Genomic DNA, 22,219 nt, shown 5'->3' with positions numbered 1-22,219 from the left:
ACCCCGGTCGCGGCCCGTGTCCCGTTCCGAGGAGTACGTATGACCCTGTTGCGTGACGCGGAGCTGGCCGCCGCGTTCGACCGCGCCGCCCGCAGCTACGACACGCTGGTGGCCGCCAACCCCGGATACCACGCCCAACTGCGCCGCTCCGCCCGCCGGTTGGGACTGCCGGACGGCGGGCGTGGCACGCGGGTACTGGATCTCGGCTGCGGTACCGGCGCCTCGACCGCCGCCCTCGCCGCCGCTCTGCCGGAAGCCGACATCACGGCGGTCGACGCCTCCGCGGGCATGCTGGAGCGGGCGGCGGCGAAGCCGTGGCCAGACAACGTCACCTTCGTGCACGCTCCGGCGGAACGGCTGACGGAGGCGGGGGTCGGAGGCCCCTTCGACGCGGTGTTCGCCGCCTACCTGTTCCGCAACACGGCCGCCCCCGACGACGTCCTGTCGACCGTGCGCGAGCTGCTCGTGCCCGGCGGCCGGCTGGCGGTGCACGAGTACACCCTCAGCGGCCGGGCCGCCCACCGCGCCGTGTGGGCGGCGGTGTGCGGCGGCATCGTGCTCCCGGTGGCCACCGCGCTGGGCGACGGCGAGCTGTACCGCCATCTGTGGCGCAGCGTCGTCGAGTTCGACACGGTGGACGAGTTCGCCGCCCGGGTCCGCTGCTCCGGCTTCGACGGCGTCCGGGTGCTGCCCCTGCCGGGATGGCAGACCGGCATCGCTCATACCGTCGTCGCCAGCCGCGCGGTCCCGGCCATGGCCGGTGTGCGGTGAGGGCCCGGGAGCGGCAGGACGCCGCCCGCCGCGGCAGGGACCGGCGCGCCCGGATCCTCACCCCTCCTCCGGGCCGGCCGCGGATCGGGGGCGACCACCCGCCGACGACCGCCGTCGTCGGCGGCGGCATCGCCGGCCTCGCCGCCGCCACCGCGCTCGCCGAACGCGGGGTGCGGGTGACGCTCCACGAGCGCGAACCCGTCCTCGGGGGGCGGCTGGCCGGCTGGTCGGACACTCTGAGCGACGGCAGTACGGTGACGATGAGCCGAGGCTTCCACGCCTTCTTCCGCCAGTACTACAACCTGCGCGGACTGCTGCGGAGGACCGACCCCGGCCTCCACCGGCTGACGGGCCTCCCGGACTACCCGTTGCGCCACAGCGGGGGACTGCACGACAGCTTCCGCCGGGTCCCGCGCACCCCGCCCTGGAGCGCCCTCGGATTCGTCGCCCTGAGCCCCACCTTCGGGGTCCGGGACCTGCTGCGCATGAACCCGGTCGCCGCCCTGCCCCTCCTCGACGTGCGCGTCCCGCAGGTGTACGAGCGCCTCGACGCCGTCAGCGCCCACGACTTCCTGGAGTCGGTCCGCTTCCCGGAGGCCGCGCACCATCTCGCGTTCGAGGTGTTCTCCCGCAGCTTCTTCGCGGACCCCCGGGAGCTGTCGGCGGCCGAGATGGTGCTGATGTTCCACATCTACTTCCTCGGATCGGCCGAGGGGCTGCTCTTCGACGTGCCCGGCGAACCCTTTCCCGCCGCCCTCTGGGAGCCCCTCGCCGACTATCTGCGCGGCCACGGCGCCGACGTACGGGCCGCGACCCCCGTCGAGAGCGTGGCGCCCACCGCCGACGGCGGCTTCGTCGTGGTGACCGGCGGGGAGTCGCGGCGCTACGACAGCGTCGTCCTGGCCCTGGACACGGCGGGTCTGCGCTCTCTCGTCAGCCGGAGCCCGGACCTGGCCGACGCCCCGTGGCGGGAGCGGGTGGCACGGCTGCGCAACGCTCCGCCGTTCCTGGTCTCCCGGCTCTGGCTCGACCGGCCCGTCGCCGCCGACCGCCCCGGATTCCTGGGCACCAGCGGCTACGGCACCCTGGACAACGTCAGCGTCCTGGAACGGTGGGAGGGCGAGGCGGCGCGCTGGGCCGCCCGCACCGGCGGGTCGGTGGTGGAGCTGCACGGGTACGCGCTGCCCGAGGGCGCGGCCCGCGATGTGGAACAGAAGCGGCTGGTCGCGCAGTTGCACGCGGTGTACCCGGAGACGAGCACGGCCCGGATCGTCGACCAGCGGCACGAGTGGCGGGCCGACTGCCCGCTGTTCCCGGTCGGCGGCTACTCCGACCGGCCGACCGTCCGCACCTCCGACCCCGGTCTGACGGTGGCGGGCGACCTGGTCCGTACGGAACTGCCGGTGGCCCTCATGGAACGCGCGGCGACGAGTGGCTTCCTGGCCGCCAACGCCCTGTTGGAGCGCTGGGGCGTCCAGGGCCAGACGCTGTGGCTCGTTCCCGACCAGGGGCGCAGCGCCGTCCTTCGGGGGCTGGCGCGCCGGGGCACGCGATGACGGGGGAGCCGGTGGCCACCCGGTGCCGAGCCGGTTCCGTAGTGGGCGAGGGCGGGTCCATCGCCGTCCCGTTCGCCCCGAGTGCCCGTAGCGCCTGTGTGGTGACGGGTCCTCAGTCGAGCGTGGCCATCGCGGCGCGGAGTTCGTCGAAGGTGTGGCGGGCGATCTCGGTGAGCGTCCGCCGCTCGGCCGGGTCGGCCCACTGGTCGTAGGCCTGGTAGAAGGCGCGGATGCCCAGTCCGGCGGCGAGGTCCGCGGCCGGACCGGGTACGCCGCGCCCCCGGAGCGCGTCCGCCGCCGCGTCGGCGAGTCTGGCGCGCTTCAGCGTGGCGCGCTCCTGGAGTTCGCCGTGGCCGGCGACGACCGGGCGCAGCCTGGCACTGAAGTCACGGCGGTCGTCCCGGAAGGAGGCCGTGAGGGCGTCGAGGGCCGCGCGGACCGCTCTGAGCGGTGTCGCGTCCTCGGGTGCCGCGGTGATCGCCTCGGTGAGAAGCCGGGTGTGCACGTCCTGGCCGGCGAAGAGCACTTCGCGCTTGTCCGGGAAGTGCCGGAAGAACGTGGTCTTGGTGAGACCGGCGCGATCGGCGATCTCACTCACGGTGGTGGCGTCGTAGCCCCGTTCGATGAAGAGGTCGAGTGCGGCGCGCACCAGCCGTTCGCGAGTGTTCGGTTCCCATCGAGCCATGCCGACAGCATAGTGATGTGACTCAGTAACATCACTTCGGCTATGGTGACGTTACCGAGTCACATCACTCGGTGCCGCCCCGGCGGTGCCCTCTTTCCATGGAGTGTTCCTGATGCGCGTATTCGTCACCGGTGCCAGCGGCCACATCGCGTCGGCCGTGATACCCGAACTCGTCGGCGCCGGACACGAGGTCACCGGCCTGGCGCGGTCCGACGCCTCCGCGGCCGTCGTCCGCGCCCTGGGCGCTGAGGTGCGCTGCGGCGACCTCGACGACCTGGCCGGGCTGCGCGAAGCCGCGGCCGACGCGGACGCGGTCGTCCACCTGGCCTTCGACCACGACGCCATCGCGGCCGGGAAGTTCGCCGACGCGGTGACCGCCGACCTGACCGTGGTGCGGACGCTGGGCGAAGCCCTCGCCGGCACCGGCAAGGCGCTCGTCGGCGTCGGCCTGACGCGCACCGGTGACCCCGAGCGGGACGCGGTGATCGCGGCCAACCCCCGCTCCGCCGTCGCCCGCGAACTCACCGCGTTCACCGGGCGCGAGGTACGGACCCTGCTGGTCGCGATCCCGCCGGTCACCCACAGCGCGCGGGACAGGACCGGTTTCGTTCCCACGCTGATCAGGATCGCCCGCGACACCGGCGTCTCCGGCTACCTCGGCGACGGCGCCAACCGCTGGCCCGCCGGTCACGTCCTTGACGTCGGCCGCCTCTACCGACTGGCGCTGGAGAAGGCCCCGGCCGGCTCCCAGCTCTGCGCGGCGGCGGAAGAGGGCGTCACGGTGCGCGAGATCGCCGAGACCATCGGCCGCCGACTCGGCCTCCCGGCCGTCAGCGTCCCGGCGGAACGGGCGGCGGAGCACTTCAAGGGCTTCCCGTTCATAGGGCTCGACATCACCATGTCCAGCGCCGACACCCGGCGGTCGCTGGGCTGGGAGCCGGTCCGTCCCGGCCTGGTCGCGGACCTGGAGGACGGCCACTACTTCACCACGGGCTGACCCGGAGCGGTTCCGCGGGCAGAGGTCGGTGCCCCGGCCGTCGCGCTCGCCCGCCTCCCGGGCTCGACCCGCTGCCCCGGGAGGCCCCGTACGTCAGGGCGCGATCTCCGGCGGGGAGCGCGGGCTACGGTGTCAGCACGATCCTGCCGAACACCTCACCCGCGTCCATCTTCCGGTGCGCCAGCACGGCCGCGTCCAGCGGCAGCAGCTCGTGCACCACCGTCTCGATCTCGCCGCGACCGGCCGCCGCGAACTGCTCCTCGCGCACGGCGCGCCGGTCGGCCGGGGCGACGGTGGCCGCGCTGAAAGTGGCGAAGGACAGCGACTTCTGGAACGCCGCCATGATCTTCGCGCCGAAGTCGGCGGGCGGCTGCCCCGCGACAGCGCCCACGGCCACCAGACGGCCGTTGGGGTCGAGCCTGTCGAAGAACGACGGCATGTCCGCACCGGCCACGACGTCGATGATGACGTCGTAGCCCGCGGGAGCACCGTCCCCTCCCTCGCCGGAGCGGTCCAGCACGTGGGTCGCGCCGAGACGGCGCAGCCGCTCGCCGCGCTCGGCCGACGAGGTCGTGACCGCCACGGCGGCGGCACCGCCGCGAGCCGCGAGCTGCACCGCCATGATCCCGATGCTGCCGGCCGCGCCACGCACCAACACCCGTTCCCCGGAGGCGAATTGGGCGTGGCGGAGTCCGAAGTGGGCCACCGTACCGGAACTGCCGAGCGTCACCGCGTCGACGGCGGACAGGCCACTGGGCAGGGGGAGGATCTCCTCGACCGGCACGACGGCCTGTTCGACGTAGCCCCCGCCGGTGCCGGTGAAGCCCCACACCCGCCGGCCGATCCACGACGCGTCGACGCCGTCACCGACCGCGGTCACGGTGCCCGACACCTCGCTGCCCGGGATGAAGCCCTCTTTGAAGCCGTAGGCGGCCAGCGCCCCGCTGCGGATCACGGTGTCGACGCCGCCGACGCCCACCGCCTCGGTGGCGACCAGCACCTGCCCGGCGGCGGGTACGGGAGTCGGCAGGTCGACGACGGCCAGGCCCTCAGGGCCTCCGTACGTCCTGATCGCGATTGCCTTCATGGTCGTCTCCACGTTCTCGGACCGATCGAGCACGATCCTGCTGCCGAGGGTCTCGGTGACCTTCGATCGTGCTGGACGGTAACGGACGCCCCCGTCCACTTGAGTAAAGTGAGAGTGGTGACCGACCCTTTGCCTCGTACGCTGCGTTCCGACGCGCTGGACAACCGCGAACGCATCCTCGACGCGGCCCGGGCGCTGTTCTCCGCCCGTGGCCTGGACGTGCCGATGCGGGAGATCGCGCGCCATGCCGGGGTCGGACCCGCCACCCTGTACCGCCGCTTCCCGACCAAGCAGGCGCTGGTCGCCGACGCCTTCGCGGACCAGCTGCACGCCTGTCGCGCCATCGTCGACGAGGGATGCGCGGACCCTGATCCATGGCGCGGCCTCTGTCTGGTGATCGAGAGGATCTGCGAACTGCACGCGCGTGACCGGGGCTTCACCGAAGCCTTCCTGTCGGCCTTCCCGGGGGTGACCGACGTCGCCGAGGGACGTGAGTACACGCTGGGAGCGGTCGCCGAACTGGCCCGGCGGGCCAAGGAAGCGGGGCACCTGCGGCCCGACTTCGTCCTCGACGACCTGATTCTCGTACTCATGGCCAACAAGGGGGTCCGCGCCACGGCCGCCGCCACCCAGGTCATGGCATCGCGACGCTTCGCGGGGCTGGTCATCCAGGCGTTCGCGGCCTGCCCGCACCACGCACCCCTGCCGCCGGCCCCACGCCTGGCCACCGCGGCACCGCACAGCTGACCGAGTCAAGTACCAGCGGCCGTACGGCAGTTGAAGCCGGACGGCGTGCAGCGCACGGCCGACGGTCTCAGGACTCCCCGCCGCCGGGAAGGTGCGCCGAAGCGCTGACGATCGCGTGCACGGTCCCGGCGACGAGCCGCCGGTCCAGCGGGGCGTCGGCGAAGGCACGGTGCATGGGCCAGCCCTCGATCAGCGCGTCGAGGGCGCGGGAGACACCGGGCGTGAAGTGCAGGGTGAGGCTGTCCCGGCTCCGTTCGAGCCAGCTTCGCGTGGTGGCCGACACCGCCGCGTTGTGGTTGGCGTAGGCGTACATCTCGAAGATGAGCGTCATGTCGCGGTCGGTGGCGTAGGCGGGTCCGCAGATCAGGTCGACGACCGCCTCCTCGGCCTCGGCCCGCGACCCGGCGGCCTGTACGGTCTGCCGGTACAGCAGGGACATCGTGTCCGCCAGCCGCGCGAAGGCCTGGGCGAGCAGGTCGTCCATGCCGTCGAAGTAGTACGTCAGGGAGCCGAGGGGTACTTCGGCGCGGGCCGCGATCTTGCGATGGGTGGTGCTGTGCACACCACCCTCCGCGATCACGTCGAGGGCGGCGTCAAGGATGCGCTCCTTGCGGCCGGGGTCGTTCGGGATCTCGCGCCGGGTGCCACTCACGCCCCCAAATGTGTCACGGGGCGGGCCACCCCGAGTGTGTACACACGTACATTCTAGTGTGTACGCTCGTACTCACTCGTACGAACGGACTTGGAGCCACCCCCTGTGACCGCCCGACCCACCCAGCGCCGCACCGCCGTCTTCGCCCTGTTCTTCGCGCCGGGGCTGACCATGTCCTCCTGGGTGACCCGCACCCCCGACGTACGCGACCTGCTCGCGGCCTCCACGGCGCGGATGGGTCTCATCCTCTTCGGGCTCTCGGTCGGCTCGATGATCGGCATCCTGTGTTCCGGCGCCCTCGTGGCCCGCTGGGGCGTCCGCCGCGTGATCATGCTCGGCACGGCCTCCGTGGCGACCGCCGCCGCGGTGATCGGAGTCGGAGCGGGCGTCGGCTCCGGGGCGGTGGTGGCCCTGGGGCTGGCCGTCTTCGGCTTCGGGATGGGCGGCGGCGAGGTGGCCCTCAACGTCGAGGGCGCGGAGGTGGAACGGCTGCTGGGCCGCTCCACCCTGCCCGCCATGCACGGCTTCTTCAGCCTCGGCACCGTCATCGGGGCGATCGGCGGCATGGTCCTGACGGCCGTCGAGGTCCCGGTGCTCGTGCACCTCGCCGTCGTCGCCGTCCTGGTGCTGGCGATGCTCTGTCTGGTCATCCGGTACGTCCCCTCGGGGGGCGGCCGGCGGACGGTCACCGAGCGGCGGGAGACCGGCGGTGCGCGCGCCACGGTCTGGAAGGACCCGATGCTGCTGCTCATCGGCTGTGTCATCCTCGCCCTCGCCATGGCGGAGGGGACCGCCAACGACTGGCTCCCGCTGGTCATGGTCGACGGCCACGGCTTCGACCCGGCCCTCGGCTCGGCGGTGTACGCCGTGTTCGCCGCGGCGATGACCGTCGGCCGTTTCGCGGGCGGTCGCTTCGTCGACCGTTTCGGGCGGGCGGCCGTGCTCTGCGCCAGCGCGCTCGTCGGGGCGGCCGGACTGGCGCTCGTGATCTTCGTGGACAACCAGGTCGTCGCGGCCCTCGCCGCGATCCTGTGGGGACTCGGGGCGTCCCTGGGGTTCCCCGTCGCGCTCTCCGCGGCGAGCGACTCCGGCGGAGACCCGGCCGCACGCGTCGCGTTGGCCGCGACCGTCGGCTATGTCGCCTTCCTCGTCGGTCCGCCCGCGCTCGGCTACCTGGGCCAGCACTTCGGGCTGCGCCATGCCCTGATCCTGGTGCTCGTCCTGGTGGTGGCGGCCTCTTTCGCCACCTCCGGCGCCCGCTCGCCCCGGACGGAACACGAGGTCACCTCGGTCCATGGGTGAGGAGGCGCGCCGGGTGAGCGGGGCCGCTCTCACCCCGGGGAGCGGGCCGCGGGGTGCCGGGCGGCGTCGGGCAGAGTGAGGGAGAACCACACGGCCTTGCCCTCCCGGGTGAGCAACGTGCCCCAAGTGGAAGCCAGTTGGTCGAGAAGGACCAGTCCGCGGCCCGACTCCTCATCGGGGCCCGCGGCTCTGGCGTGCGGCAGGACCGGACTGCCGTCACAGACCTCGACATGCAGTTCGCTCCTGGTGAGGCGCAGCCGCAGCCGCAGCGGATCGCAGGCGTGGCGGACCGAGTTGGAGAGCAGCTCGGAGGCCAACAGGCAGGCCGTGTCGGTGAGTTCACCGCACTGCCAGTCCCGCAGCGTGCGGCGCAGGAAGCGGCGCCCCTCGCCCACACTGACCGGCCGCGCCGACAGCCGTGCGGACACGGCGGTCACCGGAGCGGGTGGGATACGGGCCAGCAGCAACGTCACGTCGTCGGTGTAGTCCTGCGGGTCGGGCAGCAGGGCGGCGAGGACCGCGTCGGCGGCCCGCTCCAGGCACAGGGCCGAGGCGACCGCCTTCTCCAGCGCGACGGCCAGGGCGTCGATCTGCAACTCGATGTCACTGGTGGGAGTCTCCACCAGGCCGTCGGTGTACAGGGCCAGCACCGACGCGGGCGGCACGGTCAGCCGGGTCTCCTGGTGGGGCACCTCACCGACACCGAGGGGCACGCTCACCGCGACGGGCAGTCGGTGGACCTGCCCGGTGGGGTCGACCAGCAGGACGGGCAGGTGCCCGGCGGAGCACACCGTCACGGCGCTTTCGTCGGGGTCCAGCACCAGGTAGCAGCAGGTGACCAGTTGGTCGGGCAGCTCGCTGACGACCGCGTCCAGTGCCCGCATGAGCTGCCAGGGCGGCATCCCGGTCTTCGCCAACGCGTGGGAGGCGGAGCGCAGTTGGCCCATGACGGCGGCGGCCTCCAGGCCCCGGCCCATGACGTCGCCTATCAGGACGCCCATACGGCCGCCGCCCAGCGCGATCAGGTCGAACCAGTCCCCGCCCACCCCGGGTCCCTGCCGCGCCGGGAAGTAACGGCTGGAGGTGTCCATGCCGGGGAGGGGGCTGGGGGAGCCCATCAGACTGCGTTGCAGCGTCAGGGCGACATGGCGCTGCTGTTCGTAGAGTTCGGCGAGCTTGGCCTCGGCCTCCTTGCGCTCGCTGACGTCACGGACGGCGGCGGAGACCAGCGTGCCTTCCGGGGTCTCCAGCGGGCTCAGGCTGATCTCGACCGGGAACTCGACGCCGTCCTTGCGGAGCCCGTACAGATCGAGACCGGCGCCCATCGGGCGGACCCGGTGGTTGTCGACGTAGCCGTGCCGGTGGCCGGGATGGTGGTGGTGGAACCGCTGCGGGACGAGGATCTCCACCGGGTGTCCCAGGAGTTCCTCGCGCCGGTAGCCGAACAGGGCCTCGGTCTGGGCGTTGACCAACTGGATGACGCCGATGTCGTCCACGATGACGATGGCGTCGGGCGCCGCCTCCAGCAGGGCGCGGAAGCGTGCCTCGGCGGCCTTGCGTTCGCTGACGTCCCGCACGGCGGCGGAGATCAGCAGTCCGTCAGGGGTCTGCAGCGGACTGATGCTGATCTCGACCGGGAACTCGGCCCCGTCGCGGCGCAGTCCGTACAGTTCGAGACCGGCGCCCATCGGACGGACCTGCTGGTTGCCGGAGTAGCCGAGCCGGTGCCCCGGGTGCTGGGCACGGAAGCGCTGCGGGACCAGCATCTCGATGGAGCGGCCGAGCAGTTCGTGCCGGGGGTGGCCGAACAACGCCTCGGTCTGTGCGTTGACCAGACGGATCACTCCGGCGTCGTCCACGATGACCATCGCGTCCGGAGCCGCCTCCAGCAGTGCGCGGAACGGCTCCTCCGTCACCGGGATCACGCGGGGTCGTGCCTTGTTCTTCGCTGGTGCCATAAATCATCTCAGCACCAACCGGACCGGAACGGGGCACCTTGTCGTCACCTGTCCTTCTGTGACAGTTCCAGGCCGGAACGAAGGCGCATGCCGGTCGCCGGGGCCGTGACCGGTGGTGCCGCCCGGCAACCCCGTTCTTGCGTAGGGGTATTGGGTCCTTTGGTCCCGAGCGGCGGGACTGCCGGTGGCTGTGCGCATCCCCAACAGGGCCGCGGTGCGCGTCCGTTGCCCACCCGGAGCGGGACGTGCGGTTCCCTACGGCAGTTCGGCGCCGATCAGGCCGCGCAGCAGCGTGCGCAGATGGCCCGGCATGTCGATGGCCTCCGGGCTGAGCAGCCACTGGACCTGAAGGCCGTCGATGAAGGCGATGAGGTCCGTCGCGAGGGTGGCGGCGTCCACGTGGGGGCGGAGCAGGCCGCGCCGGGCCAGGTCGTCGACGGCCGACTGCATCTGTCCGCGGGCCCGTTCGTAGCGGGTGACGAAGTAGGGGCGTGCCGGGTGGTCGGCCGCCGTCGCCTCGCTCGACAGCACCGCGAAGAGGCTGACGATCAACGGGTTGGCCTGGTTGTGCGCGACGAGCCGGATCATGCTCGCGAAGTACTCCAGACCGTCCTGGCCGACCGCGCCCGGCTGGAAGAAGTGCTCGTCGTCCTGGCGCTCACGTTCCTCCAGGACCGCCTCCAGCAGGGACTCCTTCGTGGGGAAGTGGTGCAGCAGGCCGGCGCGTGAGACGCCGCAAGCCGCCGCGAGCCGGACCATGCTCGCGTTGCGGTAGCCCACCTGCCCGAACGCGGTGAACGCGGCCTCGATGATCTGCGCGCGCCGACGCTCGCCCTTGGGGTAGTTCCGCGGGGCCGAGCCCTGCCGCGTTGTCGCCCGTGTCATGCGGAGATGCTAACGACCCTTGGTACCGCAACCTGCCGCGGCACTAGAAACCATCAGCCCTGTCGGTATTCTGTTCTCGGCCGCTCACGTCGAGAGGAACTCGCCATGCAGACACCGCAGTTGTCGCTCCAGCTCTACTCGGTCCGCCAGGCCCTGGACGCGGACGAGGACGGAACCCTCGCCCGCCTCGCCGCGCTGGGGGTGCGCACCGTCGAGGTGTTCGGGTTCGTGCACCGCGCCCAGGCGCTGGCGGACGCGCTCAGCAGGCACGGGCTGTCCGCCCGCACCGGCCACGCCGGCTTCCTCTCGCCCGGCGCCGCCGCACCGGGCGGTGGACCCGTGCCCACGCTGGACGAGACGTTCCGCGCCGCCCAAGTGCTGGGCCTGGAGATGGTGTTCGACCCGTTCGTGCCCGCGTCCCGATGGGCGGACGAGAAGGAGATCGCCCGGACGGCGACCCTCCTCAACGAGGCCGCCGGCCGCGCGGCCGGACACGGTCTGCGCCTCGGCTACCACAACCACTCGCAGGAGTTCGTCCACACCGTCGCCGGGGTCAACGCCTTCGACTTCTTCGCGGACCAACTGGATCCTCAAGTGGTCCTGGAAATAGACCTGTTCTGGGCCTCGGCCGGCGGCAACGACGCCGTGGCGCTGCTGCGGCGCCTCGGCCCACGGGTGCGCGCACTGCACATCAAGGACGGCCCCCTCATCGACGACCCGTTCACCTCGGGCGCCCCCTTCGACCCGGCCGACACCCGTCAGGTCGCACCCGGCCGGGGCCAGGTGCCGCTGGACGCGGCGCTGGACGCGGCACCGCACGCCGAGTACGCCGTCATCGAGTTCGACCACTACGCCGGCGACATCTTCGAAGGCGTCGAGGCGGGCATCGGCTACCTGAACGGGAAGGGCGTCGCCTGATGGCCGCGCGGAACCCGGTCGGCGTCGGCGTCATAGGCGCCGGCAACATCAGCGCCCAGTACCTCACCAGTCTCACCGGCTTTCCCGACGTGCGCGTGGTCGTCGTGGGCGATCTCGACACCGGACGTGCCGGGGCGCGGGCCCGCGAGTACGGCGTCGAGGAGTGGGGCACCGCGGCGGACGTGCTCGCCCACCCGGACGCCGAGATCGTCGTCAACCTGACCGTCCCCGCCGTACACGCGGAGGTCAGCTCCGCGATCGTCGCCGCGGGCAGACACGTCTGGTCCGAGAAACCCCTCGCCGTCGACCGGGCCGCCGGGCGGGCCCTCCTGAAGCAGGCCGCCGCGGCCGGTCTGCGGGTGGGCGTCGCCCCCGACACCGTGCTCGGCCCCGGGTTCCAGACCGCGCTCAGGGCCGTCGCGCGCGGGGACATCGGAACGCCGCTCTCCGCGCAGACCGTGATGCAGTACGCGGGACCCGACCAGTGGCACCCCGACCCCGAGTTCCTGTTCGCCCGGGGCGCCGGCCCGCTCTTCGACATGGGGCCCTACTACCTCACCGCCCTGGTCGGCCTGTTCGGCTCCGTCGGCCGCGTCGCCGCGGCCGGTTCGACCGCCCGCGCCGTCCGTACCGTCGGCAGCGGCGACCGGGCGGGCACGGAGTTCGCCGTCGCCGTCCCCACCCATGTGTCGGCGCTCGCGCGGTTCGCGGGCGGCGGTGTGAGCCAGAGCGTCTTCAGCTTCGACTCCCCGCTCACCCGTACCGGCTTCGTGGAGGTCACCGGCGCCGAGGGCACACTGGTCGTGCCCGACCCCAACGCCTTCGCCGGGGAGGTCAGGATCACGGGCGTCCAGCGCCGGGGCGAGGACGCCGAGTGGCGCACCGTCCCGCAGGTCGGCGTGGCGGCAGGCCGCGGAGTGGGGGTCCTCGACATGGCACGGGCGATCCGCGCCGGACGGCCGCACATCGCCACCGGCGAACTCGGCTACCACGTCCTGGACGCGCTGCTGTCCATCGACGAGTCGGTCACCTCCGGCGAGACGGTGCGCGTGGACAGCGAGGCCGGCCCGACACCCCTCCTCCCCGACGACCACGATCCCTACGGAGCCACCCTGTGAACCCGCCCGTCCGGGCCGGGTTCATCGGGGGCGGCTTCATGGCGGCCGTGCACACACGCGCCGCGAGGGCGGCCCGCGGCCACCTCGCCGCGCTGGCCGGCTCGACACCCGAGCGCGGCCGGGAGGCCGCGGACCGGCTCGGCGTCGAGCGCTGCGAACCCGACGCCGAGGCCCTCGCCGCCGCCGCCGACCTCGATGTCGTCCATGTGTGCAGCCCCAACCGGTTCCACACCGCGCACGCGCTCGCCGCGCTGGCCGCCGGCACCCATGTCATCTGCGAGAAACCTCTCGCCACCACCGTCGCCGACGCCGAACGGCTGGTGCGTGCCGCGCGGGAGAGCGGCCGGGTGGCGGCGGTGCCCTTCGTCTACCGCTACCACCCCATGGCCCGGCAGGCCCGGAACCTCGTCGCGGACGGGCAGTTGGGCACGGTCCTCACCCTGGACGCCTGCTACCTCCAGGACTGGATGCTCGACCCGGACGACACCGACTGGCGCGCTGACACCGCATCCGGCGGTGCCTCCCGGGCCTTCGCCGACATCGGCTCCCACCTGTGCGACCTCGTCGAGTTCGTCTCCGGACAGCGTGTCCACCGTCTCGCGGCCCGCACCCGGACCGTCTTCACGCGGCGCGGCGGCACGGAGGTGGCGAACGAGGACGTGGTGGCCCTCCTCGTCGAGCTGGGCAACGGCGCGCTCGGCACCCTCCTGGTCAGCCAGCTCGCCCCCGGCCGGAAGAACAGCCTCACCCTCGAACTCCACGGCACCCGGCGGTCCGTACGGTTCGAGCAGGAGCGTCCCGAGGAACTGTGGATCGGCTCGCGCCACGGCTCCCGGCAGCTGCTGCGCGACCCCGGCACGGACGCGCCGGACTCCGCGCGGGTGTCACCGCTGCCGGCCGGACACCCGCTCGGCTACCAGGACGCCTTCACGGCGTTCGTCACCGATGTCTACGACGCCGTACGGGGCGGAGAACCCGAGGGCATGCCTACGTTCGCCGACGGACTGCGCGCCGCCCGGCTCACCGAGGCCGTCCTCGCCTCCGCCGGAGCCGGCGGCGTCTGGACGGACACCGCACCCGCGACGGAGGAACCGACATGACCGCGACCACCCACCCCGTCACCCTCTTCACCGGACAGTGGGCCGACCTCCCGTTCGAGGAGGTCGCCCGCCTGGCGGCGCGGTGGGGCTACGACGGACTGGAGATCGCCGCCTCCGGGGACCATCTCGATCTCCGGCGCGCCGACGAGGACGACGCCTACGCGGCATCGCGTCTGGAGATCCTCCACCGGCACGGCCTGAAGGTGTACGCCCTCTCCAACCACCTCGCGGGGCAGGCCGTCTGCGACGCGCCCATCGACTTCCGCCACCAGGCGATCCTGCGCCCGTACGTGTGGGGCGACGGTGAGGCGGAAGGCGTACGGCAGCGGGCGGCCGAGGACATGAAGCGCTCCGCGCGGGTCGCCCGCAAACTGGGCGTCGACACCGTGGTCGGCTTCACGGGCTCGTCGATCTGGCCCTACGTCGCCATGTTCCCGCCGGTACCGGCCTCGGTCATCGACGCCGGCTACGAGGACTTCGCCGCGCGCTGGAACCCGATCCTCGACGTGTTCGACGCGGAGGGAGTCCGCTTCGCCCACGAGGTCCACCCCGGGGAGATCGCCTACGACTACTGGACCGGCGTCCGCGCGCTGGAGGCGATCGGCCACCGGGAGGCCTTCGGGTTCAACTGGGACCCCAGCCACATGATGTGGCAGAACATCGACCCGGTCGGCTTCATCACCGACTTCAAGGACCGCATCTACCACGTCGACTGCAAGGACACCCGCGTCCGTCCGCGCAACGGCCGGGCCGGTGTCCTCGGTTCGCACCAGCCGTGGGGGGATCCGCGCCGCGGCTGGGACTTCGTCTCCACCGGCCACGGAGACGTCCCCTGGGAGGACGCCTTCCGTGCCCTTGAGGCGATCGGCTACGCCGGGCCCATCTCCATCGAGTGGGAGGACGCCGGCATGGACCGGCTGCACGGCGCGGCCGAAGCACTGCGTTTCGTACGCTCCCTGCTGTGGCCGGCGCCGGGAAACTCCTTCGACGCCGCGTTCAGCAATCAGTAGCCCGACGCCCGCGCCGGGCCCGGTGAAGAGGCCGCCGGGCCCGGCGTCGCGGGGTCAGCTCAGGCTGAACTTCTGCGCCGCGGAGCCGTTGCAGTCGTAGATCTGGAGTCGGGTGCCGTTGGCGGTGGCGCCGCTGGGGGAGTCGAGGCAGCGGCCGGACTGGGGGTTGAGGAGGGAGCCGTCGGCCTGCTGTACCCACTTCTGGCCGCCGACCCCGTTGCAGTCCCACAGCTCCAACTGGGCGCCGTTGGCGGTGCCGTTGCCCACGATGTCCAGGCAACGACCCAGCGTGGAAAGCGAGTTGTCGGCCCCGTGGTACCAGTGCTGGTCCATCGCGTACGACTGGCAGCTCCACAGCTGTACGGCGGTGCCGTTGCCGCCGGTGTCGTCGGCCGCCACATCCGCACAGGTGGCGCCGGGGCCCTTGACCGCGCCGCCGCCGTTCGCCGAGAACTTCTGCGCCGCGGAGCCGTTGCAGTCGTAGATCTGGAGTCGGGTGCCGTTGGCGGTGGCGCCGCTGGGGGAGTCGAGGCAGCGGCCGGACTGGGGGTTGAGGAGGGAGCCGTCGGCCCGCTGCACCCACTTCTGGCCGCCGACCCCGTCGCAGTCCCACAGCTCCAGCTTGGCGCCGTTGGCCGTGCCGTTGTTCTCGATGTCCAGGCACCGCCCGAGCGTGGAGAGCGACCCGTCCGGGTTGTGCGTCCAGTGCTGGTCCTCCGCGTAGGACTGGCAGTCCCACAGCTGTACGGCGGTCCCGTCGGCGCCGGTGTCGTCGGCGGCGGCGTCCACGCACTTGCCGCCGGGGCCCGTGATCGTCCCCTGCGGCCCGTTCGGCACGTCCGTCGCGCCGCCGTAGCCGACGGAGACGATGTTGGCCTGGACCGCGTTCTCGGCGGCGTCGGTGGGATAGCCGGAGACCATGACGCCCTCGAAGAAGGTGCCCCGGTTCCAGTTGCTGTTGTCGCCGCCGATGCCCAGGATGATGCCGCCCTCCTGGTGCATCGGCTGGTAGCCGCCCCTGGTGGGCAGGGCGCCGTCCCACCAGGTGGACAGCGCGCCGGACTGGGAGTTGCCGCCCTTGAGCGCGTAACGGGTCTGCCCGTTGTTCTTCAGCACGGCCGTGACGAAGGCGCTCTTGTTGCCCTGGTTGGCGGTGTTGGAGCCGTTGTCGCCCTGGAACATGCCGTTCTCCAGGTCGGCTTCGACCCAGGGGCCGGTTCCCGTGCACGGCGCGAAGTAGCAGGTGGTCGCGATCGAGACGGCGTCCATGTGTCCGTTGCCGGTGTCGGCCGGGGTGCTCTCGGCGTTGCCGTAGTCGAAGCAGCAGGCGGAGCCCACGTGGGTGCCGCTGGCCACCATGTAGGCGCCCTCGGCCTGGCCGCCCACGGCCACGCCGGAGGCGACCCCGGTGTAGCGGTAACCGACGTCCGGGGAGATCCACACCCCGTAGACCTTGTGTCCGCCCGCGGTGACGGCGATCTCGGAGGCGTCCGCGCCCCGGTCGGCTCCGGTGCCCGCGGTGCCGGCGGGACCGGGGGTGAGGTCGTTGTGGCGGCCGCTCTGGTCGTAGATCCGCGTGATGCGGCACCCGCCGCTGTTCGCGCAGAAGGTGTCCTGCGCCGCCGCGTTGGCGTAACCGCCCTGGGCCAGCACGCCGATGTCGCTGGTGGCACCGTCCGAGACCCGGGTGACCTGGTAGAGCGGGCCGTTGTAGGAGGAGAGCAGCGCGCGGGTGACGCTGTGCGCCGCCACACACGGGGTGCCCGCCGAGGCGTAGATGTCGCAGGGCAGCGAGCCGGCGGCCTGGGAGACGGCGGGGAAACCGAGCAGGACGCCGAGCGCGAGGCCGAGCGCGGTGAGTACCGCCGCAGCGCGTCGCCCTGGTCTGCGGACCGCTCGCGCGGGTGGTCTTGGCGAGCGCATGACATTCCGGAGAGCGGGGGAACAGTGCATGGCAGGTCCCTTCGGTGCCCGAGTGGGGGGGAAGGCCGGGCCGGCGGTGCGACGGCGCGGCTCTTCGATCGGCTCGGCCGGGAACCTACGCACCCTGTTCGGGGACGTCAATATTTGTTTCCTTTTTTGGTACAGACCACGAGTTGAGGTGTGTACCTCTGTCCGTCCCTGGGGGATTCGGGCGCGGACGGCGTTCGACGTCAACGGCCCTGCGAAGAGCGTCAGTTCGGTGCCGTGCTGGCCCAGGCTCGGAGGGTGTCGTGGATCGTGTCCCACAGCCGCTGGATGGAGCGTTCGCCGTACCAGTCCGTCTTCCAGTGCAGACTGACCCGCGTCCCGTCCAGGTCCTCGTTCCAGAACGTGGCGATGGACGCGTCGTGCCAGCCGACCGACACCGGCAACGTGGTGGTGGCGAGGTTCTCGAACTCCACCGGGCCCAGCAGGCGCCGCATGCCGATGGTCTGCGCGTTGAAGGTGACATAGGGCTCGGTGGTGTGGTGGCCCAGCGCTGAGGGCGTCAACTCCGCGATGAGCCGGGGCCAGGGCACCCGGGCCAGGTCGTAACCGGTCAGCACCTCCGCGTTGAACGCGGCCAGAAAGGCGTCGAGACCGGCCGCCCGGCCCGGCTCGCTGGCCACCACGACCTTGCTGGACAGCCACCCCACCATGCGGTCGGCTCCGGCCGCCTCCCGGTTGGCGGTGGAGAGGGTGGTGGCCACCCGGTCGCCGTCGGAGAGCCGCCACAGCGCGTGGTGCAGGGCCGCGTGCGTCAACGTCGACCGGCTCAGCCGCGACGCCCGGGCGCGCCGGGCCAGCGCCTGGCACAGGGCCGCGTCGAGCCGCCCGACCATGCTGCCGCGTTTCTCGTAGCGGATGGTGCGGCGACCGCTGAAGCCCTCGATACGGGTGCCGGGCACCGGGCCGAGGTCACCCGCCCGGTCGGCCAGGGCGCGCAGCGCGGCCCGCCCGGCCGTGGACTCCAGCCACTGGTTCTGCTCGCTCACGAAATCCGTGAACGCCGGTGCGCTGGGCGGCAGTCGGGGTGTGTCGTCCTTGAGCGCCGCGTTGTACAGCACCGCCAGTTCGCGCAGCAGGGTGTTCAGCGACCACGCGTCGCTGATCAGGTGTTCCACGGTCAGCTGGAACACGACACGGGAACCGGTCAGGGGCAGTACGAGCAGCCGGGCCAGCGGCCCCCGCTCCAGGTCGAACGGCTGGGCCGCCGCCTCCGTCAGCAGGGCCCGCAGCGCACCCTCGTCCACCGGTCCCCCGGGCCGGCCGTCGCACACCGCCGGAGGCGGCGGCAGCACGGTCGGCCCGGTGGGCTCCGGCCGGTCCGGCACCGTCCAGCGGGCCGACGGGAGGTCGAACCCGCCGGTGAGCACGGGGTGGCGCAGTTGCAGGCCCCGCCAGGCGGCCTCCAGGGCGGACAGGTCGTAACCGCCGTCGGCGGCGAGCGCCACCACGGTGTGATGGGGGTTGTACACCCCCCGCCCCGCATCGGACAGGGTCTGTCCGAGGCGGTGGCGGTGGTTCCAGGACGCCGTCAGCACGCTCACCCGTACGCGTCTCCTCTCCGTCTCGTGGTGGTGCCCGGGTCCTGTATCTGACGCCTCGTCAGCCGTCTATCGTGGCCCGGCTCGCGTACCGGTCGCCGGCGGCGGCGCCCGGTGGGAACGCCGCGTCCAGTTCGGCCAGTTGGCCGCTGGTGAGGGTGACCGTGGCGGCACGGAGGTTCTCGGCCAGATGGACGCGCCGGGTCGTGCCGCTCAGCGCGACCACGTCCGGCCCCCGCGAAAGCACCCACGCCAGGGCGAGTTGGGCGGGTGCCAGCTCCCAGGCGTCGGCCAGTCGCACCAGCCGGGAGAGCAACTCCTGGTTGTGGCCCAGGTTCTCCGGCCGCAGCCGGGGCAGACCGCGCCGGTAGTCGTCACCGTCCAGGCGGCTCACGTCCAGCCGCCCGGTGAGGAAGCCACGGCCCATCGGCGCGTAGCCGACCAGCCCGGCGCCGAGTTCACGCAGCGCCGGCAGCACCTCCTCCTCGACCTCCCGGGACCACAGCGAGTACTCGCTCTGCACCAGCGCCACCGGATGGACCGCCGCCGCGCGCCGCAGGGTCGACGCCCGGACCTCCGACAGCCCGATGGCGCGTACCTTGCCCGCCGTCACCAGGTCGGCCATGGCCCCCACGGTCTCCTCCACGGGCACCTCGCGGTCGACGCGGTGCAGCACGTACACGTCGATGGTCGACACGCCCAGCCGCTCCAGGCTGGCGTCACAGGCCCGGCGGATGTGTTCCGGGCTGCCGTCAAGGCCGCGGAAGGCGGGGTCGTCGGCCCGGCGCAACTGACCGGCCTTGGTGCTGATCAGCACCTGGTCCCGTCTGCCGCGCAGGGCCCGGCCCAGCAGCTTCTCGTTGGTGAACGGCCCGTAGACGTCGGCGGTGTCGAACAACGTGATGCCGGCGTCCACCGCCGCCTGGACGGTGCGGACCGACTCGGCCTGGTCGGCGGCCCCGTAGAACTCGCTCATGCCCATACAGCCGAGGCCGAGGGCGGAGGCGCCGAGGGCCGGACCGAGCCGGCGCCTCGGCAGCGACGGGGCCACCGCCCTGTCCGTGGGTGCCTCAGCCATCGGCGAGGAGCTTCCGGGACGCCGCCACGATGTCCGCCACGCCGAGCCCGCAGGCGTCGTACAGGGCGCTGACCGGCTTGCCGTGCATGCCGTAGTCGGTCAGTCCCAGCGCGGTGGACAGGGGGGACAGGAACTGCGCCAGTACGGACGGCGGCCCGTTGTGGACGCTCAGTGAGGGCACCGCGGGCGGCACCACCGAGTGCCGGAAGGCCCGGTCCTGGTCGGCGAACCGGGTGGCGGAGAAGACGTTGACCACCCGTACCCGGGTACCGGTCTCCTCGGTGAGCCGGTCGGCGGCGGCCAGCGACTGCGGCACCATCGAGCCGGCGGTCAGCACGACGAGCTCCGGGTCGGCCTCCTCGCGCACCGTCCACACCCCGGTGGCGGTCTCCCGGGCCAGCACCTCGGAGAGGTCGGCGAGGACCGGCAGCGCCTCGTGCGGCAGCCGCAGGTAGACGGGCTCGCCCAGTTCGAGCGCCTCGTTGAACAGCACCTTGGCCTCGTTGATGTCGTTGGCCTCCAGCACGGTCAGCCCCGGCAGGTTGCGTACGGCGGCGAAGCAGGCGTCGGACTGCACCATCTGGCCCAGTTCGTCGCCCAGTCCGGCGGAGGTGCCGACCACGATGACGGGAAGCCCGGGGTAACAGATGGACTGCCGCAGCGAGTCGACCATCCGCCACACGAACCCCTCCATCAGGAAGACCACCGTGCGCAGTCCGGCCGCGGTCGCGCCGGCCGCCAGGGAGGCCACGTCCTGCTCGGCGATCTGGTGCTCCAGCACCGGGCTGGCGGGGTTGGACCAGTGCCAGGAGGAGTGCGCGTCCAGCATCGGCAGCAGCCCGGAGTTGCGGATCGCGTCCGGCGAGACGACCAGCAGGTCCCCGCCGGGAGCGATGTGGTCCACCAGCTCCTCCGCGAACTTCTTGGTCCCCGCCTTCTGGCCGGCCGGGTGCCGGTCCGCCGCCCAGGGCAGGCCCGGGGTCGCGCGGGTCGGCACCACCGGTTCGGGCAGTGGTTCGTCGCGGGCCGCGACCGACGCCGGGTAGTGCTCGGCCGTCAGCCGCAGGGCCTCGTCGATGTCGGCCCCGAGGTCGTACTCCGGGCGGTACTCCTCCGGCACCTCGCCGCCGGCGTTCGGGCTGTCGCAGTACGGCGGCAGCAGCCCGTGGCCCTTGGTGGTGTGCAGCAGCAGCAGCGCCGGGTCGGTCTCCTGCCGGGTCTGGGCCAGCCCCTGCCGGACGGCGGCCAGGTCGTGGCCGTCGACGTCGATGACCCGCCAGCCGAACCCCTTCCACCAGGAGCCGATCCGGTCGCGCGGGGTGCTCATGTGGCTTCCGTAGCCGTTGGCGTCCACCACCGCCGTGACCCGTTCCAGGCCCAGCCGTACGGTGGTCTGCGCCGACTCCCACACCTGGCCCTCGCTCAGTTCGGCGTCGCCGAGGAGCACCACGGTCTGGGTGTCGCGCCCGGCCCGCCGGTCCGCGAGCGCCAGGCCGTTGGCGAACGACAGGCCCTGGCCGAGGGCGCCGGTCGTCATCTCCAGTCCGCGCGCCTGCTGCATCTGCGGAATGCGGGGCAGCCGGTGGCCGACGTCCCCGAAGGTCAGCAGCTCCTCCAGAGGCAGGTCGCCGAGGTAGCCGTGCAGCCAGAGCGCGAAGTAGTGCGCCGCGGCGGCGTGGCCTTTGGAGTGCACGTACTTGTCGCGGTCGGGGGAGAGGCGGTGCGTGACGTCGAGGTGGTAGTCGCCCGAGAAGTAGAGCGTCGTGAGGAAGTCCACGGGTGACAGGCTGCCGCCCACGTGGTGGTTGGCCGACATGACGAAGTGGCGCATGGCCTGTGCTGTCGCGGAGAGGTGTTTCTCGTCCATAACGATCGCCCTGCTTCCCTGTGAGTCGGAAGTACGTTGGTCAGGCACGTGCGGTCGTGGTGCGGAGCGTCTGCGTGGTCTCCTCGAACCAGCCGCTGTTGGCGGAGACCGCCTCGGTGCCGATCAGGTCGAGCACCTGGCGGACGTCGACCAGACCGGTGTCGGCGCCGCCGGCGCCGTGGTCGGCGAGGATCCTGCTCAGCACGGTGTCGGCGGCCCCCACGAAGGCCCGCAGTATCTGGTTGGCGTAGATGACGAGGGAGATCCCCGCGCGGGCCAGTTCCTCCTCGGTGACCACCGGATAGGTGGTGGGGATGACCACGAGCGGGAGCCCCGGGTGAGCCGGGCGGAACCGGTGGGCGAAGGTCAGCACCTCGTCCGGAGTCTTGGCCTTGGAGTGGATGACGATGGCGTCGGCGCCCGCCTCGGCGTAGAGACGGGCGCGGTACAGCGCCTCGTCCTGGTCGGCGCCGGCCACCAGGGACTCCACCCGGGCGAAGACGGTGAAGTCGGCGGTCCGCTGCGCCCGCTTGGCCGCCGCGATCTTCGCCGCGAACTCGTGTGGGTCGGCGAGCAGTTGGCCCTCGCTGAAGCTGTTGCGCTTGGGGAACTGCTTGTCCTCGATACAGACGGCGGCGATGCCCGCCTGCTCGTACTCGCGCACCATGTGCACGATGTTGTTGACGTCTCCGAAGCCGCTGTCGCAGTCGGCGATCACGGGCAGCGTCGTGGCGCGGTCGGCGATCCGGGCGGCCGACAGGAAGTCGGTCATGGACAGGATGCTCGCGTCGGGTACGCCGTGCGCGGCGGAGACGCCCAGACCGCTCAGCCAGAGGGCGTCCACGGGATGGCGGCCGGCCAGCAGCGCGGTGAAGCCGTCGTGGACGCCGATCGCCCGGAGCAGGCGGTCGCCCAGCAGGCCTTGCCGCAACTGGCGCGGTTTGTCCCCGCGTTGTTCGGAGGGTAAGTGCAAGGTGGT

19 protein-coding genes are annotated in these 22,219 nt (G+C 72.4%); 9 read left to right on the top strand and 10 right to left on the bottom strand.

Translation table 11 applies throughout. From position 1 onward, the window contains the following. Window positions 1-39 precede the first annotated feature (39 nt). Complete coding sequence (locus ABZT12_RS32430; RefSeq protein ID WP_356391206.1) at window positions 40-771, top strand: methyltransferase domain-containing protein; 732 nt, start codon at window positions 40-42, stop codon at window positions 769-771. Further along, a complete protein-coding gene (locus ABZT12_RS32425; RefSeq protein WP_356391204.1) occupies window positions 768-2,327 on the top strand; it encodes an NAD(P)/FAD-dependent oxidoreductase in 1,560 nt (519 codons plus the stop codon). Before ABZT12_RS32430 ends, ABZT12_RS32425 begins: the two co-directional genes overlap by 4 nt. 112 nt (window positions 2,328-2,439) lie before the next feature. Here ABZT12_RS32425 and ABZT12_RS32420 read toward each other — a convergent pair whose 3' ends face one another. Beyond that, window positions 2,440-3,012, bottom strand: a complete 573-nt coding sequence (locus ABZT12_RS32420; protein ID WP_356391202.1) for a TetR/AcrR family transcriptional regulator — start codon at window positions 3,010-3,012, stop codon at window positions 2,440-2,442. A gap of 112 nt (window positions 3,013-3,124) precedes the next feature. Between ABZT12_RS32420 and ABZT12_RS32415 the strand changes: the two genes are divergently transcribed. Then, window positions 3,125-4,009, top strand: a complete 885-nt coding sequence (locus ABZT12_RS32415; protein ID WP_356391200.1) for an SDR family oxidoreductase — start codon at window positions 3,125-3,127, stop codon at window positions 4,007-4,009. 124 nt (window positions 4,010-4,133) lie between these two features. Here ABZT12_RS32415 and ABZT12_RS32410 read toward each other — a convergent pair whose 3' ends face one another. Continuing rightward, window positions 4,134-5,096: a zinc-binding dehydrogenase gene (locus ABZT12_RS32410; RefSeq protein ID WP_356391198.1), complete on the bottom strand. Its 963-nt coding sequence runs from the start codon at window positions 5,094-5,096 to the stop codon at window positions 4,134-4,136. A 117-nt stretch (window positions 5,097-5,213) separates the two neighbouring features. Here ABZT12_RS32410 and ABZT12_RS32405 point away from each other — a divergent pair, with 117 nt between their 5' ends. Then, the gene (locus tag ABZT12_RS32405; protein ID WP_356391196.1) at window positions 5,214-5,843 is read left to right on the top strand and encodes a helix-turn-helix domain-containing protein; all 630 of its coding nucleotides are present in this window, start codon (window positions 5,214-5,216) and stop codon (window positions 5,841-5,843) included. Window positions 5,844-5,910: 67 nt separating this feature from the next. Here ABZT12_RS32405 and ABZT12_RS32400 read toward each other — a convergent pair whose 3' ends face one another. Continuing rightward, window positions 5,911-6,495 (bottom strand): TetR family transcriptional regulator, encoded by a 585-nt coding sequence (locus tag ABZT12_RS32400; RefSeq protein ID WP_356391194.1) that lies wholly within the window; start codon window positions 6,493-6,495, stop codon window positions 5,911-5,913. Window positions 6,496-6,600: 105 nt separating this feature from the next. Here ABZT12_RS32400 and ABZT12_RS32395 point away from each other — a divergent pair, with 105 nt between their 5' ends. Further along, entirely contained in the window at window positions 6,601-7,797 is a 1,197-nt protein-coding gene (locus ABZT12_RS32395) for an MFS transporter (RefSeq protein WP_356391192.1), read from the top strand. A 29-nt stretch (window positions 7,798-7,826) separates the two neighbouring features. On the opposite strand, the gene ABZT12_RS32390 is transcribed toward ABZT12_RS32395, so the two are convergent. Further along, the gene (locus tag ABZT12_RS32390) at window positions 7,827-9,755 is read right to left on the bottom strand and encodes a PAS domain S-box protein (protein WP_356391189.1); all 1,929 of its coding nucleotides are present in this window, start codon (window positions 9,753-9,755) and stop codon (window positions 7,827-7,829) included. 255 nt (window positions 9,756-10,010) lie between these two features. Next, window positions 10,011-10,640: a TetR/AcrR family transcriptional regulator gene (locus ABZT12_RS32385; protein ID WP_356391188.1), complete on the bottom strand. Its 630-nt coding sequence runs from the start codon at window positions 10,638-10,640 to the stop codon at window positions 10,011-10,013. Window positions 10,641-10,745: 105 nt separating this feature from the next. Between ABZT12_RS32385 and ABZT12_RS32380 the strand changes: the two genes are divergently transcribed. Genes ABZT12_RS32380 through ABZT12_RS32365 form a run of 4 tightly spaced genes read left to right on the top strand, consistent with a single transcriptional unit; the run spans window position 10,746 to window position 14,786 of the window. Then, entirely contained in the window at window positions 10,746-11,558 is an 813-nt protein-coding gene (locus ABZT12_RS32380) for a sugar phosphate isomerase/epimerase (protein ID WP_356391186.1), read from the top strand. Further along, window positions 11,558-12,676 (top strand): Gfo/Idh/MocA family oxidoreductase, encoded by a 1,119-nt coding sequence (locus ABZT12_RS32375; RefSeq protein ID WP_356391184.1) that lies wholly within the window; start codon window positions 11,558-11,560, stop codon window positions 12,674-12,676. The genes ABZT12_RS32380 and ABZT12_RS32375 overlap by 1 nt, the downstream gene beginning before the upstream one ends. Then, on the top strand, window positions 12,673-13,776 hold the full coding sequence (locus ABZT12_RS32370; protein WP_356391182.1) for a Gfo/Idh/MocA family oxidoreductase: 1,104 nt from the start codon (window positions 12,673-12,675) through the stop codon (window positions 13,774-13,776). The genes ABZT12_RS32375 and ABZT12_RS32370 overlap by 4 nt, the downstream gene beginning before the upstream one ends. Then, the gene (locus ABZT12_RS32365) at window positions 13,773-14,786 is read left to right on the top strand and encodes a sugar phosphate isomerase/epimerase (RefSeq protein ID WP_356391180.1); all 1,014 of its coding nucleotides are present in this window, start codon (window positions 13,773-13,775) and stop codon (window positions 14,784-14,786) included. Before ABZT12_RS32370 ends, ABZT12_RS32365 begins: the two co-directional genes overlap by 4 nt. Window positions 14,787-14,840: 54 nt before the next feature. On the opposite strand, the gene ABZT12_RS32360 is transcribed toward ABZT12_RS32365, so the two are convergent. The 5 genes from ABZT12_RS32360 to ABZT12_RS32340 form a co-directional block, all read right to left on the bottom strand. Further along, window positions 14,841-16,709, bottom strand: coding sequence for an arabinofuranosidase catalytic domain-containing protein (locus ABZT12_RS32360; protein WP_356391178.1), 1,869 nt, complete (start codon window positions 16,707-16,709; stop codon window positions 14,841-14,843). A gap of 251 nt (window positions 16,710-16,960) precedes the next feature. Continuing rightward, window positions 16,961-18,298 carry a condensation domain-containing protein gene (locus ABZT12_RS32355; protein ID WP_356391176.1) on the bottom strand — a complete coding sequence of 446 codons (1,338 nt, stop codon included), beginning with the start codon at window positions 18,296-18,298 and terminating at the stop codon, window positions 16,961-16,963. Between the two features lie 58 nt (window positions 18,299-18,356). Continuing rightward, a complete protein-coding gene (locus ABZT12_RS32350) occupies window positions 18,357-19,373 on the bottom strand; it encodes an aldo/keto reductase (protein ID WP_356391174.1) in 1,017 nt (338 codons plus the stop codon). Next, complete coding sequence (locus ABZT12_RS32345; RefSeq protein WP_356391172.1) at window positions 19,366-21,240, bottom strand: thiamine pyrophosphate-dependent enzyme; 1,875 nt, start codon at window positions 21,238-21,240, stop codon at window positions 19,366-19,368. Before ABZT12_RS32345 ends, ABZT12_RS32350 begins: the two co-directional genes overlap by 8 nt. Window positions 21,241-21,280: 40 nt before the next feature. Next, window positions 21,281-22,213 (bottom strand): isocitrate lyase/phosphoenolpyruvate mutase family protein, encoded by a 933-nt coding sequence (locus ABZT12_RS32340; RefSeq protein ID WP_356391170.1) that lies wholly within the window; start codon window positions 22,211-22,213, stop codon window positions 21,281-21,283. Between the last annotated feature and the right edge of the window lie 6 nt (window positions 22,214-22,219).

This window comes from Streptomyces sp. NPDC005423, from assembly GCF_040606415.1.
Taxonomy (GTDB): domain Bacteria; phylum Actinomycetota; class Actinomycetes; order Streptomycetales; family Streptomycetaceae; genus Streptomyces.
This window is presented reverse-complemented; position numbering and strand designations above follow the sequence as displayed.

Excerpts from the sequence above, each read along its gene's own strand:
- ABZT12_RS32430 (WP_356391206.1), top strand. The coding sequence starts at position 40 with ATGACCCTGTTGCGTGACGCGGAGCTGGCCGCCGCGTTCGACCGCGCC.
- ABZT12_RS32420 (WP_356391202.1), bottom strand. The coding sequence starts at position 3,012 with ATGGCTCGATGGGAACCGAACACTCGCGAACGGCTGGTGCGCGCCGCA.
- ABZT12_RS32415 (WP_356391200.1), top strand. The coding sequence starts at position 3,125 with ATGCGCGTATTCGTCACCGGTGCCAGCGGCCACATCGCGTCGGCCGTG.
- ABZT12_RS32410 (WP_356391198.1), bottom strand. The coding sequence starts at position 5,096 with ATGAAGGCAATCGCGATCAGGACGTACGGAGGCCCTGAGGGCCTGGCC.
- ABZT12_RS32390 (WP_356391189.1), bottom strand. The coding sequence starts at position 9,755 with ATGGCACCAGCGAAGAACAAGGCACGACCCCGCGTGATCCCGGTGACG.
- ABZT12_RS32385 (WP_356391188.1), bottom strand. The coding sequence starts at position 10,640 with ATGACACGGGCGACAACGCGGCAGGGCTCGGCCCCGCGGAACTACCCC.
- ABZT12_RS32380 (WP_356391186.1), top strand. The coding sequence starts at position 10,746 with ATGCAGACACCGCAGTTGTCGCTCCAGCTCTACTCGGTCCGCCAGGCC.
- ABZT12_RS32375 (WP_356391184.1), top strand. The coding sequence starts at position 11,558 with ATGGCCGCGCGGAACCCGGTCGGCGTCGGCGTCATAGGCGCCGGCAAC.
- ABZT12_RS32365 (WP_356391180.1), top strand. The coding sequence starts at position 13,773 with ATGACCGCGACCACCCACCCCGTCACCCTCTTCACCGGACAGTGGGCC.
- ABZT12_RS32360 (WP_356391178.1), bottom strand. The coding sequence starts at position 16,709 with ATGCGCTCGCCAAGACCACCCGCGCGAGCGGTCCGCAGACCAGGGCGA.
- ABZT12_RS32350 (WP_356391174.1), bottom strand. The coding sequence starts at position 19,373 with ATGGCTGAGGCACCCACGGACAGGGCGGTGGCCCCGTCGCTGCCGAGG.
- ABZT12_RS32345 (WP_356391172.1), bottom strand. The coding sequence starts at position 21,240 with ATGGACGAGAAACACCTCTCCGCGACAGCACAGGCCATGCGCCACTTC.